Annotated in this window: 12 protein-coding genes, 2 tRNA genes and 1 pseudogene; 8 read left to right on the top strand and 7 right to left on the bottom strand. The window is 73.0% G+C overall.

What is annotated here, in order from left to right; translation table 11 throughout:
* Nucleotides 1-31 precede the first annotated feature (31 nt).
* From ACQ95T_RS04755 to ACQ95T_RS04745, 3 genes are read left to right on the top strand one after another with little or no spacing between them, the layout of a single operon-like run.
* Nucleotides 32-1,009, top strand: a complete 978-nt coding sequence (locus tag ACQ95T_RS04755; protein ID WP_425940042.1) for an AAA family ATPase — start codon at nt 32-34, stop codon at nt 1,007-1,009.
* 5 nt (nt 1,010-1,014) lie between these two features.
* Nucleotides 1,015-2,403 carry a DUF58 domain-containing protein gene (locus ACQ95T_RS04750; RefSeq protein ID WP_425939780.1) on the top strand — a complete coding sequence of 463 codons (1,389 nt, stop codon included), beginning with the start codon at nt 1,015-1,017 and terminating at the stop codon, nt 2,401-2,403.
* Nucleotide 2,404: 1 nt separating this feature from the next.
* Complete coding sequence (locus ACQ95T_RS04745; protein ID WP_425939778.1) at nt 2,405-2,944, top strand: hypothetical protein; 540 nt, start codon at nt 2,405-2,407, stop codon at nt 2,942-2,944.
* A 2-nt stretch (nt 2,945-2,946) separates the two neighbouring features.
* On the opposite strand, the gene clpX is transcribed toward ACQ95T_RS04745, so the two are convergent.
* The 3 genes from clpX to ACQ95T_RS04730 form a co-directional block, all read right to left on the bottom strand.
* Complete coding sequence (gene clpX / locus ACQ95T_RS04740) at nt 2,947-4,218, bottom strand: ATP-dependent Clp protease ATP-binding subunit ClpX (protein ID WP_425939776.1); 1,272 nt, start codon at nt 4,216-4,218, stop codon at nt 2,947-2,949.
* A 155-nt stretch (nt 4,219-4,373) separates the two neighbouring features.
* Nucleotides 4,374-5,066 carry an ATP-dependent Clp protease proteolytic subunit gene (locus ACQ95T_RS04735; protein WP_425939774.1) on the bottom strand — a complete coding sequence of 231 codons (693 nt, stop codon included), beginning with the start codon at nt 5,064-5,066 and terminating at the stop codon, nt 4,374-4,376.
* A gap of 30 nt (nt 5,067-5,096) precedes the next feature.
* Complete coding sequence (locus tag ACQ95T_RS04730; RefSeq protein WP_425939772.1) at nt 5,097-5,705, bottom strand: ATP-dependent Clp protease proteolytic subunit; 609 nt, start codon at nt 5,703-5,705, stop codon at nt 5,097-5,099.
* 147 nt (nt 5,706-5,852) lie between these two features.
* Between ACQ95T_RS04730 and ACQ95T_RS04725 the strand changes: the two genes are divergently transcribed.
* On the top strand, nt 5,853-6,803 hold the full coding sequence (locus tag ACQ95T_RS04725; protein ID WP_425939770.1) for a DMT family transporter: 951 nt from the start codon (nt 5,853-5,855) through the stop codon (nt 6,801-6,803).
* Nucleotides 6,804-6,897: 94 nt separating this feature from the next.
* Here the strand turns inward: ACQ95T_RS04725 and tig are convergent, their stop codons facing one another.
* A complete protein-coding gene (gene tig, locus ACQ95T_RS04720) occupies nt 6,898-8,319 on the bottom strand; it encodes a trigger factor (RefSeq protein WP_425939768.1) in 1,422 nt (473 codons plus the stop codon).
* A gap of 69 nt (nt 8,320-8,388) precedes the next feature.
* Nucleotides 8,389-8,465 (bottom strand) — tRNA-Pro (locus ACQ95T_RS04715).
* Nucleotides 8,466-8,558: 93 nt separating this feature from the next.
* Here ACQ95T_RS04715 and ACQ95T_RS04710 point away from each other — a divergent pair.
* From ACQ95T_RS04710 to ACQ95T_RS04700, 3 genes are all read left to right on the top strand, one after another.
* A tRNA-Gly gene (locus ACQ95T_RS04710) sits at nt 8,559-8,629 on the top strand.
* A 170-nt stretch (nt 8,630-8,799) separates the two neighbouring features.
* A complete protein-coding gene (locus ACQ95T_RS04705) occupies nt 8,800-9,411 on the top strand; it encodes an SIMPL domain-containing protein (protein ID WP_425939766.1) in 612 nt (203 codons plus the stop codon).
* A gap of 101 nt (nt 9,412-9,512) precedes the next feature.
* Nucleotides 9,513-9,764, top strand: a complete 252-nt coding sequence (locus tag ACQ95T_RS04700) for an antitoxin (RefSeq protein ID WP_425939764.1) — start codon at nt 9,513-9,515, stop codon at nt 9,762-9,764.
* A 176-nt stretch (nt 9,765-9,940) separates the two neighbouring features.
* Here the strand turns inward: ACQ95T_RS04700 and ACQ95T_RS04695 are convergent, their stop codons facing one another.
* Together ACQ95T_RS04695 and ACQ95T_RS04690 are read right to left on the bottom strand one after the other, a co-directional pair.
* Nucleotides 9,941-10,408 carry a ribose-5-phosphate isomerase gene (locus ACQ95T_RS04695; protein ID WP_425939762.1) on the bottom strand — a complete coding sequence of 156 codons (468 nt, stop codon included), beginning with the start codon at nt 10,406-10,408 and terminating at the stop codon, nt 9,941-9,943.
* Between the two features lie 66 nt (nt 10,409-10,474).
* Nucleotides 10,475-11,116, bottom strand: coding sequence for a disulfide bond formation protein DsbA (locus ACQ95T_RS04690; protein ID WP_425939760.1), 642 nt, complete (start codon nt 11,114-11,116; stop codon nt 10,475-10,477).
* 119 nt (nt 11,117-11,235) lie between these two features.
* Here ACQ95T_RS04690 and pepN point away from each other — a divergent pair.
* Nucleotides 11,236-13,805: pseudogene (gene pepN / locus ACQ95T_RS04685) on the top strand (aminopeptidase N).
* The last annotated feature ends 65 nt before the right edge of the window (nt 13,806-13,870 follow it).

The following is a 13,870-nucleotide window of genomic DNA, read 5'->3' as shown; positions in this document are numbered from 1 at the left end:
CCTGCCTCCACGGTCCACCGCCTCCCCTCCCCTGGACGTCCCCACCGTGTCGCGCCGGGCCCAGGAGGTGCTCGACCGCGTCGGCCAGGCCGTCGTCGGCAAGCGGGAGGCGCTCACGCTGGTGCTCACCGCCGTGCTCGCCCGCGGCCACGTCCTCCTCGAGGACTACCCGGGGCTGGGCAAGACCCTCGCGGCCCGCTCGTTCGCCCAGACGCTCGGGCTGGACTTCACCCGCGCCCAGTTCACCCCCGACCTGCTGCCGTCGGACCTGACCGGCTCCTTCGTCTACGACCAGCGGGCCGCGGAGTTCGCCTTCCGACCCGGGCCGCTGTTCACCGGCCTGCTCCTGGCGGACGAGATCAACCGCACCCCGCCGAAGACGCAGTCGGCCCTGCTCGAGGCGATGCAGGAGCACCAGGTCACCGTCGAGGGGCAGACCTTCGCCCTGCCGCAGCCCTTCCACGTGCTGGCCACCGCCAACCCGGTCGAGTACGAGGGCACCTACCCCCTCCCGGAGGCCCAGCTGGACCGCTTCCTCATGCGCGTCTCCTTCGGCTACCCCAGCCCTCAGGAGGAGTGGGACGTGCTGCGTCGTCGGGTCGCCCGTCGGCAGGAGGACCAGCACCTGGCGGCGGTGACCGACGCCGACGGGCTGGCCGCGATGCAGGCCGCGATCGAGACCGTGCCGGTGGAGGACGACGTGTCGCGCTACTGCGTGGAACTGGCCGCCGCGACCCGGCGGCACCGGGCGGTGCTCGTCGGCGCCTCCCCCCGCGGGTCGCTGGCGCTGATGCTCACCGCGCGGGCGTATGCGGTGGTGCACGGGCGCGACTACGTCGCCCCCGAGGACGTCAAGGCCGTCGCCCACGCGGTGCTGGACCACCGCATCTCCATCAAGCCCGAGCTGTGGATGTCCGACACGGGCGGAGCCGCCGTCGTGGAGGCCGCCCTGGCTCAGGTGCCCGTCCCCGGGTCGCGCACCGGCGCCTCGACCGCCGACCCGGGCTGACCACCGTGGCCTCCCCCGCCCGCCGCGACCGCTGGGCGCCCACGCACGCGCTGCTGCGCTGCCTGGCGGTCGTCGTGCTCACCGCACCGGTCGCCCTGCTGTGGCGCCGCCCCGACCTGGTCGTGCTGGTCACCCCCTGCGCGGTCGTGCTGGCCTGGAGCCTGGTCGCACGGCCCCACCGTTCCCCTGCCCGGGCCCTGACGCTCTCCCACGGCCAGGTGCGGGAGGGGGAGCAGGTGCTCGCCGTGGCGGAGGTGGAACCGGTCGAGGGGGCCGAGGTGCTCTGCGCTGCGCTGGCTCCCACCCCCTACGTCCTGGGCGTGGGACCGGGCGCCTCCCACCGCGGTGGCGGGCACGGTCGCCCGGGCGCGCGGCCCCCCGGCGCCGCGGGGCGGGGAGTGAGCAGCGTGGTGGACGCGGCCGGACCCACCGTGTCCGGACGCCGCCGCCTCGTGCTGGGCCTGCGCCCCACCCGCTGGGGCCGCCGCCGGATCGGACCCGTCCAGGTCGGCGCGGTCGGCGCCTGGGGGTCCTACCGCTGGGGCCCCGTGTCGCTGGACCCCCTGGCCCTGCCCGTCCTGCCCCAGCCGGCCGCCTTCGACAGCTCGGCCCCGGCCCCGCACCCGCGCGGGCTCGTGGGCGCGCACCGCTCCACCCGCCCCGGGGAGGGCAGCGAGTTCGCCTCGCTGCGTCCCTTCCAGGTGGGCGACCGGCTGCGACGGATCCACTGGCCACGGTCCACCCGCACAGGGGTGCTGCACGTCACCGCCAGCTACGCCGACCAGGACACCCACGTCGCCGTGCTCGTCGACGCCCACCACGACCTCGGCGCCTCCGGCGGCACGGACGGGACCGCCAGCTCGCTCGACCGCTCGGTGCGCGCGGCCGCCGCGGTGGCCGAGCACTTCCTGCAGCAGGGCGACCGGGTCAGCCTGCGGGTGCTCTCGGCGCGCACCCCGCTCACCGTCCCGACCGGCACCGGGCGACGGCACGGGGTGCGGATCCTGGACACCCTCAGCAGGGTCGTGCCCGCCGCAGCCGAGGAGACCGACCCCCGTCGGGTCCACCTGGGCGTCTCCGAGGGAACGCTGGTGGTGATGATCTCCGCGCTCGTCTCCCCCGACGCGCTGACCCAGGCCGCCACCCTCGCCGCGCGCGGGCTGGCGGTCGTCGTCGTCGACGCGCTCGTGGATCCCCGGCAGGGAACGGTCGTCCCCAGCGGCGAGCGGGACCCGCTCGCCCGGACCGCCTGGCGCATCCGCATGCTGGAACGCGACCGGGAGATCCGGGCGATCCGCGCCCAGGGCGTGGCCGTCGTGCCCTGGCTGGGCCCCGGCAGCCTGGACGTCGTGCTGCGCGAGCTGGCCCACCGCGGTCGACGGGTGGGGGTCTGAGATGGCCGAGCTGCTCGCCCACTGGGCCGACCTGCGGTCGGCGCACCCCTCCCACCTGCGGGTGCGCCTGGTGGCCCTGCTCGGCGCGGCCCTCTTCGCTCTCTCCCTGGCGCTGGCAGGCGGAGGCGGCCCGGTGGCCTGGGCGGGCATCCTGGTCCTGGGGGCGCTGGTGGTCTACCAGCCGACGACCCTGATGCCGGTGGTGCTCATCGTCTTCGGCGTCGCGTCCTGGTGGGCGGGGGTGGCCGGTCCGTGGCACTGGGCCCTGCTGCCGGCGGCCTGGGGGCTGCTGCTCGTGCACGCCGCCTCCGCGCTCGCCGCCTCCGTGCCCAGCCAGGCGCCGCTACCGTCGACGGTCCTGCGGGTGTATGCCGTGCGCACGGCCGTCGTGGGCGCCGTCACCGTGCTCGTGTGGGGGCTGGCGGGACTCGTCGTGCACGGCCCGCAGGCCGAGGGGCTGGGGGTCCTGCCGGGGATCGTCGGGCTGGCCGCCGTCGCGGGCGGGCTGACGGTCTACCTGCGCCGGACGGCGCGGGGCTGACCTCAGGCGCTCTCCTTGCGCTGCTGACGCTTGCGCGTCACCTCGCGCCGCACGATCGTGGGGTTGACGTTCTCCAGGACGACCTCGCGGGTGATGACGACCTTGGCGATCTCCTCGTCGGAGGGCACGTCGAACATCACCGGCAGCAGCACCTCCTCGAGGATGGCCCGCAGGCCACGTGCACCGGTGCCGCGCAGCAGCGCCTGGTCGGCGATCGCGTCGAGCGCCTCGTCGCTGAACTCCAGCTCGACGCCGTCGATCTCGAACATCTTCTGGTACTGCTTGACCAGCGCGTTCCGCGGCTCGGTGAGGATGTTGACCAGGGCGTCGCGGTCCAGCGGGGAGACCGTGGTGATGACGGGGAGACGGCCGATGAACTCGGGGATCAGCCCGAACTTCATCAGGTCCTCCGGCAGCACGTCCCCGAAGTGCTCCCCCACGTCCTTGGCGGACTTCAGCTCGGCGCCGAAACCCAGCCCCTGCTTGCCGGTGCGGGCCTCGATGAGCTTCTCCATCCCGGCGAAGGCCCCGCCCACGATGAAGAGCACGTTGCCGGTGTCGATCTGGATGAACTCCTGGTGGGGGTGCTTGCGCCCGCCCTGCGGGGGCACCGAGGCCACCGTGCCCTCGAGGATCTTCAGCAGCGCCTGCTGCACGCCCTCGCCGGAGACGTCGCGGGTGATCGAGGGGTTCTCGCTCTTGCGGGCGATCTTGTCGATCTCGTCGATGTAGATGATCCCGGTCTCGGCCTTCTTGACGTCGAAGTCCGCGGCCTGGATGAGCTTGAGCAGGATGTTCTCGACGTCCTCACCGACGTAGCCCGCCTCGGTGAGCGCGGTCGCGTCGGCGATGGCGAACGGCACGTTGAGCATCTTGGCCAGGGTCTGGGCCAGGTAGGTCTTGCCGCAGCCCGTCGGGCCGATCAGCAGGATGTTGGACTTGGCGATCTCCACCGAGTCGTCGCCGCGGGCCCCCTCGCCGGCCTGGATCCGCTTGTAGTGGTTGTAGACCGCCACGGCCAGGGCCCGCTTGGCGGGGTCCTGCCCCACGACGTACTCCTCGAGGAAGTCGAAGATCTCGCGCGGCTTGGGCAGCTGGCCCAGCCCCAGGTCGCTGGACTCGGCCAGCTCCTCCTCGATGATCTCGTTGCACAGGTCGATGCACTCGTCGCAGATGTAGACACCAGGGCCCGCGATCAGCTTCTTGACCTGCTTCTGACTCTTTCCGCAGAAAGAGCACTTCAGCAGGTCGCTGCTCTCGCCCATGCGTGCCATGTCCCCGACGCTACCTTGCCGGACCCGTGTCGCACAGCCTCATTCTGCTGACGGCATACGCGTGTTGCCGACTGTCCGCTGTCAGCGCAACGGTCCGCGCACGACGGAGCCCGTCACCCCCGCAGGGGTGACGGGCTCCATACCCGGGGGTGGTCTCAGTCCTCCAGCGACGCCTTGCGCGAGCGCAGGACCTCGTCGACGAGGCCGTACTCCTTGGCCTCGGCGGCCGTGAGGATCTTGTCCCGCTCGATGTCCTTCTGGACCTGCTCCACGGACTTGCCGGAGTGCTTGGCCCAGGTCTCCTCCAGCCAGGTGCGCATCCGCAGCACCTCGTTGGCCTGGATCTCGATGTCGGAGGCCTGTCCGTAGTCCCCGCCGGCCAGCGCCGGCTGGTGGATCAGCACGCGGGCGTTGGGCAGGGCGTAACGCTTGCCCTTGGCACCCGCGGCCAGCAGCACGGCCGCGGCGGAGGCCGCCTGGCCGACGACGAACGTCTGCACGTCCGGCTTGATGTACTGCATCGTGTCGTAGATCGCCGTGAGCGCGGTGAACGAGCCGCCGGGGCTGTTGATGTACATGAGGATGTCCCGGTCGGGGTCCTGGGACTCCAGCACGATCAGCTGGGCGATGATGTCGTCGGCCGAGGCGTCGTCCACCTGCACCCCGAGGAAGATGATCCGGTCCTCGAAGAGCTTGGTGTAGGGGTCCTGCCGCTTGGTGCCGTAGGAGGTGCGCTCCTCGAACTGGGGCAGGATGTAGCGGCTGCCGGGAGCCAGGGGCGCGCGGCCGCCGGGCTGCGCGGCACCGGTCCAGGCGCCGCCGGCGTAGGGGCTGTGGGGCTGGGTCATGTCAGCTCTTTCCTTGTGCTCGTCGACCGGTCAGGACTGCGGCTTGTCGCTCGGCGCGTCCTCGGACCGCTCGTAGACGTGGTCCACGAAGCCGTACTCCTTGGCCTCGGCGGCGGTGAACCAGCGGTCGCGGTCGGAGTCCCGCTCGATCTGGTCGACGTCCTGCCCGGTGTGCTCGGCGATCAGTTCGGCCATCTGCTTCTTGATGTGCAGCATCTGCTCGGCCTGGATCTTGATGTCGGAGGCGGTGCCGCCGATCCCGCCGGAGGGCTGGTGCATCATGACGCGGGCGTGCGGGGTGGCGTAGCGCTTGCCCCGCGTGCCGGCCGAGAGGAGGAACTGGCCCATCGAGGCGGCCAGGCCCATCGCCACGGTCGCCACGTCGTTGGGGATCCACTTCATCGTGTCGTAGATCGCCATCCCGGCGGTGACCGAGCCGCCCGGGGAGTTGATGTAGAGCCAGATGTCGGTCTCGGGGTCCTCGGCCGAGAGCAGCAGCAGCTGGGCGCAGATCGCGTTGGCGTTGTCGTCGCGCACGTCGGAGCCGAGGAAGATGATCCGCTCCTTGAGGAGGCGGTTGTAGATCTGGTCGTCCAGGCCGGGAGCCGGGCGCTCGGCCATGCTGGTCTCCTGGGTCATGTGTTCCCTCGCTTCGTCGGGGTATGCCGTCGGGCGGCCGTCCTCTTGTCAGTGACCCTAACGCCCGGCGTCGCCCAGGCACTCCCGCGGGTCCGCCGTGTTCGCCCTGAGCGCACAAGGCCCCGCCGGGCGTGGCAGGGTGGCTCCGTGAGCGCACCCCCGGCCCGTGGCGACCGCACCTGGCTCGTCGCCGTGGCCGCCTCGCTGTGGGGTCTGTCGGCCCTGTGGCGAGGGCCCCTGGCGAGGGAGCACCCCGCCCTGACCGTGGTGCTGTGGGAGCACCTGCTGCTCACGCTCGTGCTCCTCCCGTGGCTGGTGCCCGCGGTCCGCCGGCTGCTCGCGGCGAGCCTGCGCACCCGGGTCGCGGTCGGGGTGGTGGGGGTCGGCAGCTCGGCCCTGGCCACCGTGATGTTCACCGCGGCGTTCGCGGTCGGCGACCCGATCACCCCGCAGGTGCTGCAGAAGCTGCAGCCGCTGGTCGCGGTCGGTCTGGCCGCGCTGCTGCTCGGCGAGCGGCTGCGCCGGGGGTACCTGTTCTTCCTCGTGCCCGCCCTCGCAGGGGCATGGCTGCTGTCCTTCCCCGACCCGCTGTCCGTGCGCCCGGACTCGGCCCGGGCGGCCCTGCTGGCGACGGGGGCCGCCTGCCTGTGGGCGGCCGGGACCGTCCTGGGCCGGGCGGCGAGCCGTGAGCTGCGCTTCCTGGACCTGACCACGCTGCGGTTCTCGATCGGCCTGCTCACCCTGCTCGTCGTCGCGGGGGCGACCGGCACGCCGCTGGCGGTGGGGCGGGAGGCGCTCCCCGACCTCCTGCTCCTGGCCCTGGTCCCCGGCCTGGCGGCGATGGTCCTCTACTACCAGGCGCTGGGCCGCACCCCCGCCTCGCGGGCGACCCTGGCCGAGCTGGCCTTTCCCCTGACGGCTGCGCTCGTCGGCGTGGTCGTCTTCGGAACCCGTCCCGAGCCGTCCCAGTGGTTCGGCATCGTGCTGGTGCTGGGCAGCGTGGTGGCCCTCTCCTGGCACGAGCGTCGCGGCCGGCGGCCGGCGGTCACCGTGGCGGAGGACGCCTCCCTCGCACCCGGTTCGAGCCGGTCTCGCTAGTCGCGCTGGTCGCGCCGGTCGCGCCGGTCGAGGCCCGGGTGCGACGAGGGCCCCCGACCGTCCGGTCGGGGGCCCTCGTCGCGGGTCCAGCAGGTCAGGCCTTCGCAGCCTCGTCGGCGTCGCCCTCGGGCGTCTCGTCGGCGTCGCCCTCGGGCTCCACGTCGGACTCCTCCGCCTGCTCCTCGGCGTCCTCCAGGTCCTCGAGGTCGTCCAGGTCGTCGACGTCCTCGTCCTCGTCCTCGTCGTCCCCGGAGGGGTCGATCGCGTCCAGGTCGACGACGTTGCCCTCGGTGTCGGTGACCGTCGCTGCCTCGAGCACGGAGGCGAGCGCCTTGCGGCGGCCGACCTCGGCCACCATCGCGGGCACCTGGCCCTGCTGGTCGATCTGCTGGGCGAACTGCTGGGGGTTCATGCCGTACTGCTGGGCGGTCATCATGATGTACTCGATGAGCTCGCCCTGGTCCACGTCGACCTCGTCGCGCTCGACCATCTTGTCGAGCAGGAACTGGGTGCGCATGGCCTTGGTCGTGGACTCGGTGACCTCGGCGCGGTGGGTGTCGTCGTCCAGGCGGTTCTCGCCCTCGAGGTGACGGTGCACCTCGGCCTCGACCAGCGAGTCCGGCACGGCGATGTCGACCATGGACAGCATCTGGTCCAGGACCTTGTCGCGGGCCGCGACGCCCTGCTCGAAGCGGGCGGCCTGCTCGGCCTGCGCGCGCAGGTCGGCCTGCAGCTCCTCCATCGTGTCGTGCGGGCTGGCCAGCTGGGCGAACTCGTCGTCCAGCTCCGGGAGCTCGCGCTCCTTGGCCGCGGTCACGGTCACGGCCACGTCGGCCACCTCACCCGCACGGTCGCCACCGGCGAGCGGCGAGGTGAACTCGACGGTGTCACCGGTCTTGGTGCCGCGCAGCGCCTTGTCCAGGCCCTCGAGCATGGTGCCGGTGCCGATCTCGTAGGAGACGCCCGTGACCGAGTCGACCTCCTCGCCCTCGATCGTCGCCGACAGGTCGATGGTCAGGTGGTCACCGGTCTTGGCCTTGCGCTTGATCGGCTTGAGCGTGCCGAACCGGGCGCGCAGCGCGTCCATCCGGGTCTGCACGTCCTCCTCGTCGACCGTCGCCGGGTCCACCTGGACCTCGATGCCGGAGAAGTCCGGCAGGTCGAAGGCGGGGACGACGTCGACCTCGGCCTCGAACTTCAGGTCCTGCCCGTCCTGCAGCGGCAGCTCGGTGAGGTTGACCTCCGGCTGGCCCAGCGGGGTGATGTCGTGCTCGGCCAGGGCCTGGCCGTAGAACTCCGGCAGCGCCTCGTTGACGGCCTCCTGGACCACCGTGCCGCGCCCGAAGCGCTGGTCGATGATCCGCTGGGGCACCTTGCCCTTGCGGAAGCCCGGCACCTGGACCTGGGCCCCGATGGTGGCGTACGCCGCGTCAAGGCGGGGCTTGAGGTCCGCGGCGGCGACCTCGACGGTCAGCTTCACCCGGGTCGGGGACAGGTTCTCGACAGCGCTCTTCACTGCTGGTGCTCCAGAGGGTTGGGGGTATGCGGTGCGCGGGCACCGCGGAACGGTTCACCTCATGCTAGGTGGTCGGGGTAGCCGGATTCGAACCGGCGGCCTTCCGCTCCCAAAGCGGACGCGCTACCAAGCTGCGCCATACCCCGCGGTCCCGGTGCACGGGGCACGGTGGACAGAGGGCTAGACTATCTGCTCGGCCCACCCCGTCCGTCCACGCGGACGCCGCCCGGCAGGGCCACGCGGGTGTAGCTCAATGGTAGAGCCCCAGTCTTCCAAACTGGCTACGCGGGTTCGATTCCCGTCACCCGCTCGCACGCGCCCCGTCCCGGTCCGCCGGGGCGGGGCGCCGCTGGTTCCCGGTGCGCCGGCCGCAGCGAGTCCTCGAGGTGCCGGACGTGCGCGGCGACCGCCCGCCCCACAGCGCGACGACCGGGTGCCGCACACGGGCGGAGAGCGACGCCCCGCGCGTACATTGTCCGCATGGCAGCCACCGACGACGACCGGGTCGAGGTGACCGGCACGGGGCGTGCCTCCGGCCGGCCGGACACCCTCGTGCTCGACCTGCGGCTGCAGGCCCACGGAGCCACGGTCGGCGAGGCGCTCACGTCCCTGACCCGCGCCTCTCACGCCTGCCACGACGCCCTGCCCGGGCTGCCGGTGCGCACGCACGGCCTGGGCGTGCACCCGCGCCACGAGCAGGGCCACCAGCGGGGGCACACGGCCCACCAGTCGCTCCAGGTGCGCACCGACGACCCCTCGCTGGCCGGCGACCTCGTGCAGCGCCTCGTGGACGTCGTCGGCGACGCGCTGGGCGTGGACGGGCTGCGGCACGAGCTCGCCGACACCGCGGCGCTGGCGCGCCGGGCGCGGGAGCAGGCCTTCGCCGACGCGGCGGTCCGGGCCCAGCAGTACGCCGCGCTGAGCGGCCGCACCCTCGGCGCGGTCCGCCGGGTGCGCGAGCCGGGGGGCTCCGGCCCCTCCCCGATGGCGGCCGAGCTGGCCCGCACGGCCCTGTCCGCCGGCCCGGTGGTCCAGGCGGAGGACCTGGAGGTCGTGGCCGCGGTCGAGGTGGTCTGGGAGCTGGTCGGCTGAGTGCGGCGTCCCGTTCTCGGGTCGACACCACCCCGCGGGGTGTGCTTTGGTGGAGGCCCTCGGGCCGCTGCGGCGGCCGTCCCGATCCGGAAGGACACAGCATGGGATTCATGGACAAGGCCAAGGACGCGTACAACAAGCACGACGACAAGGTGGCCGACGCCGTCGACCAGCACGGCGACAAGATCGACCAGGGCGTCGACCGCGGCACCGAGTTCGCCGACGAGCGCACGGGGGGCAAGTACGGCGAGCAGATCGACCAGGGCGGCGAGCGCCTGCGTGACGGTATCGACTCCGTCGGCGGCGGCGACGCGGCCGACGGCGAGGCCGCGTCGGAGGCGGACAAGAAGTAGGACGTCGACGACCCGCTCGTCCAGGGCGCTCCCGCCGCCAGACGGGCACGAAGGCCCCCGCACCGGTTTCGGTGCGGGGGCCTCGTCGTCGGCGAAGAGGGGCCCGTAGAGGTCGGGCGGGGCAGGCCCAGGGCCGACCACGGGTCAGGACAGGACAGGGCGCCAGGGGTCAGGGGTCAGGGCAGCGGCGGTAGCGTCCCGTCCGCCTCGTAGGCGGTCATCATGTCGATCCGCCGCTGGTGGCGCTCCTCGCCGGAGAACGCGGTCGCCAGGAACGCCCCGACGATCGCGCGGCCCTCCTCCAGCGAGTGCATCCGGGCGCCGACGGAGACGACCCGGGCGTCGTTGTGCTTCCGCGACAGCGCCGCCAGCTCCGGGGACCAGGCCAGCGCGGCCCGGATCCCCCGCACCTTGTTCGCGGCCATCTGCTCACCGTTGCCGGAGCCTCCCAGCACCACGCCCAAGGACGACGGGTCCGCGGCCACCGCCTCGGCGGCGCGCAGCACGAAGACGGGGTAGTCGTCGAGCTCGTCGTAACCGGCCGGTCCGTGGTCGACGACCTCGTGGCCCTCCTCGGTCAGCCAGGCGACGAGGTCGCGCTGCATCTCGTACGCGGCGTGGTCGCCGCCGATGTGGACTCGCACGGGAGCTCCTCGGGTCTCGGGGTGGGGAGGGGTAGGGGTGGGGGGTGGAGGTGGGCGTGCCGCGGGTCAGCCGAAGTCGGGACCCTGGGTCCGGGTGCGCTTGAGCTCGTAGAAGCCGGGGGTGCCGGCCACCAGGACGCAGCCGTCCCAGAGCCGGCCGGCGGCCTCGCCCCGGGGTGCGGGCGTGACGACCGGACCGAAGAAGGCCACCCCCTCCACGCCGACGACGGGCGTGCCGACCTCGTCGCCGACGAGGTCCATCGCCCGCTGGTGGCTGGCCCGCAGGTCCTCGTCGACGGCGTCGGTGCTCCCGACCCCGGCCAGCGCGGCGTCCAGGCCCAGCTCGGCGAGGACCTCCTCCGTCACGGCCCCGAGGTCGTCGGTGCCCCGTCCGTCGAGGTGGATGCGCTGCCCGTAGGCGTCGTACATCGCCTTGCGCAGCGCGTTGGCCTCGTCGGCGGGCAGGTCCTTGGTCGCGGCGACGACCGTCCGCACCGGGACCCAGCTCCGCTCGAGCATCGCGGCGTAGTCGGCATCCAGGTCCCGGCCCTCGTTGAGCACCGACAGGCTCATCACCGACCAGGTGACGTCGAGGTCGCGCACCTCGGCCGCCTCCGTGATCCACCGGGAGGTCATCCACGCCCACGGGCAGACCGGGTCGAAGAACATCTCGGCGCTGGTGCGGCTGGGTACGGCGTCGGTCGTCATGGCACCATCGTCTCAGTTCTCCGCGGCGCCGCGGGCACCCGCCCCCGGTGGCACGGCATACCTGCGCGTGCCCGGTGCAGCGCCGCGGAACCCGACGGACGACCCCAGGAGGTCCCTGCATGCCCGGCACCAACCTGACCCGCGACGAGGCGAGCGCCCGGTCCCTGCTCGTGTCGACCGGGTCCTACGACGTGGCGCTCGACCTCACCGCCGGCCCGGAGACCTTCCGGACCACGACGACGGTGCGCTTCGCCTGCACCGAGCCCGGCGCCCAGACCTGGATCGACCTGGTCGCGGCGTCGGTGGAGACGGCGGTGCTCAACGGCCGCACGCTGGACCCGGCGACCCACTGGGCCGACGGCCGGCTGACGCTGCCCGACCTGCAGGCCGAGAACGAGCTGACCGTCGACGCGACGGGCCGCTACATGAACACCGGGGAGGGCCTGCACCGCTTCGTCGACCCCGTCGACGGGGAGGTCTACCTCTACACCCAGTTCGAGGTGCCGGACAGCCGCCGGATGTATGCCGTGTTCGAGCAGCCCGACCTCAAGGCCGCCTTCCGCTTCACCGTGACCGCGCCGGCGCACTGGCAGGTCGTCTCCAACGAGCCGACCCCCGAGCCCGGCCCCGCCCCGGACGCCGCGAACGTCGACGGCGTCGAGGTCGCCCGCTGGGAGTTCCCCCCGACCCCGCGCATCTCCTCCTACATCACCGCGCTCGTCGCCGGTCCCTACGACGTCGTGCGCGACTCGGTCAGCACCCGCGCCGGGGAGGTCCCCCTGGGGGTGTTCTGCCGGCGCAGCCTGACGCCCCACCTGGACGCCGACAACATCCTGGACGTCACCAAGAGGGGATTCGCCTTCTTCGAGGAGGAGTTCGACCAGCCCTACCCGTTCAGCAAGTACGACCAGATCTTCACGCCGGAGTACAACATGGGCGCGATGGAGAACGCCGGTGCGTGACCATCGTCGAGCAGTACGTCTTCCGGTCCCGGGTCACCGAGGCCATCGTCGAGCGCCGGGCGCTGACGATCCTGCACGAGCTGGCCCACATGTGGTTCGGCGACCTGGTGACGATGAGGTGGTGGGACGACCTGTGGCTGAACGAGAGCTTCGCCGAGTGGGCCTCCACCACCTGCCAGGCCGAGGCGACGGAGTGGACGGACGCGTGGACCACCTTCGGCACCGCGGAGAAGGCCTGGGCGTACAAGCAGGACCAGCTCTCCTCCACCCACCCGGTGGCCGCCGACATGGTCGACCTGGCCGCGGTCGAGGTGAACTTCGACGGCATCACCTACGCCAAGGGCGCCTCGGTGCTCAAGCAGCTCGTCGCCTACGTCGGGCGCGAGCCCTTCCGGGACGGCCTGCGCGCCTACTTCGCCCGGCACGCGTGGGGCAACACCACGCTGGCCGACCTGCTGGCCGAGCTGGAGGCCACCAGCGGCCGTGACCTGAAGGAGTGGAGCCGGCTGTGGCTGGAGACGGCCGGGGTGAACACGCTGACGCCCCACGTCGAGGTCGACGAGGACGGGACGATGACCTCGGTGGTCATCGAGCAGACCTCCCCCGAGGAGCACCCGACGCTGCGCCCCCACCGCCTGGCGGTCGGCTGCTACGAGCTCGTGGAGGGTGAGCTCGTGCGCACCGCCCGGGTCGAGCTGGACGTCGACGGGGAGCGCACGGCCGTGGAGGAGCTCGTCGGACGACCCCGCCCGGCGCTGCTGCTCGTCAACGACGACGACCTGGCCTACGCCAAGATCCGGCTCGACGCGGTCTCGCTGAGGACGGCGCTGGAGCACGTCCGGGACTTCGCGCAGTCGCTCCCCCGTGCCCTCGTGCCGGGCGCCGCGTGGGACATGACCCGCGACGGCGAGATGCCGGCGACCGACTACGTGCGCCTGGTCCTGCGGGCCCTGCCCGGGGAGACCGGCTCGACCCTGCTGCGGGTGCTGGTGCAGCAGGTCACCACGGCCGCCAAGACCTACACGGCCGAGCCCCACCGCCAGGACGTGCTCGACGAGCTCACCGCCGGCCTGCGCGAGGTCTCCGGCTCCGCCGAGCCCGGCAGCGACGCCCAGCTGCAGCTCGTGACCGCCTGGGCTGCCCTGGCCCGCTCCGAGGAGGACGTCGCCCGGGTCGACGCCCTGCTGTCGGGCGAGCAGGAGCTGACCGGCCTGGTCCTGGACCAGGACATGCGGTGGACGCTGCTCACCTCCCTGGCGGCCGCCGGGGCCGCCGGCGAGGACCGGATCGCCGCCGAGCAGGAGCGCGACAACACCGCGACCGGACGGGAGAAGGCGGCCCGGGCCCGCGCGGCCGTACCGACCGCCGAGGCCAAGGAGGCCGCCTGGGTGGCCGCCGTCGAGCAGGACGGCCTGTCCAACTCGGTGCTGGCCTCGACCGCGCTGGGCTGGGGCTGGGTGCACGACGCGTCCCTGCTCGAGCCGTACGTGGACCGGTACCACCAGGTCGTGGAGACGGTGTGGTCCGGGCGCACCCACCACATCGCCGAGTCGCTGGCGACCGGGTTCTACCCCCTGGCCGTGGCGACCCCGGCGCTGCGGGACGCGACCGAGGAGTGGCTGCGCGACCACCCCGACGTGTCGAACGCCCTGCGGCGCACGGTCGCCGAGAACCGGGACGCGGTGGCGCGGGCCCTGCGGGCGCAGGCGGTCGACGCGGCCCGCTGAGGCCGTAACGCCGGAGGGCCTGCGGGGATCGTCCCCGCGGGCCCTCCGTCGTCGGTGCGGTCGGG

The sequence above is a fragment of the Ornithinimicrobium carbonis genome (assembly GCF_050703245.1).
In the GTDB taxonomy this organism is placed as follows: domain Bacteria; phylum Actinomycetota; class Actinomycetes; order Actinomycetales; family Dermatophilaceae; genus Ornithinicoccus.
Note: the sequence above shows the minus strand (reverse complement) of the source record. Positions and strands in the feature narration are given on the sequence as shown.

Bases quoted from the DNA above. Each gene is read 5' to 3' on its own strand.
- ACQ95T_RS04745 (WP_425939778.1), top strand. From the start codon at position 2,405: ATGGCCGAGCTGCTCGCCCACTGGGCCGACCTGCGGTCGGCGCACCCC.
- clpX (WP_425939776.1), bottom strand. From the start codon at position 4,218: ATGGCACGCATGGGCGAGAGCAGCGACCTGCTGAAGTGCTCTTTCTGC.
- ACQ95T_RS04735 (WP_425939774.1), bottom strand. From the start codon at position 5,066: ATGACCCAGCCCCACAGCCCCTACGCCGGCGGCGCCTGGACCGGTGCC.
- ACQ95T_RS04730 (WP_425939772.1), bottom strand. From the start codon at position 5,705: ATGACCCAGGAGACCAGCATGGCCGAGCGCCCGGCTCCCGGCCTGGAC.
- ACQ95T_RS04705 (WP_425939766.1), top strand. From the start codon at position 8,800: ATGGCAGCCACCGACGACGACCGGGTCGAGGTGACCGGCACGGGGCGT.
- ACQ95T_RS04700 (WP_425939764.1), top strand. From the start codon at position 9,513: ATGGGATTCATGGACAAGGCCAAGGACGCGTACAACAAGCACGACGAC.
- ACQ95T_RS04690 (WP_425939760.1), bottom strand. From the start codon at position 11,116: ATGACGACCGACGCCGTACCCAGCCGCACCAGCGCCGAGATGTTCTTC.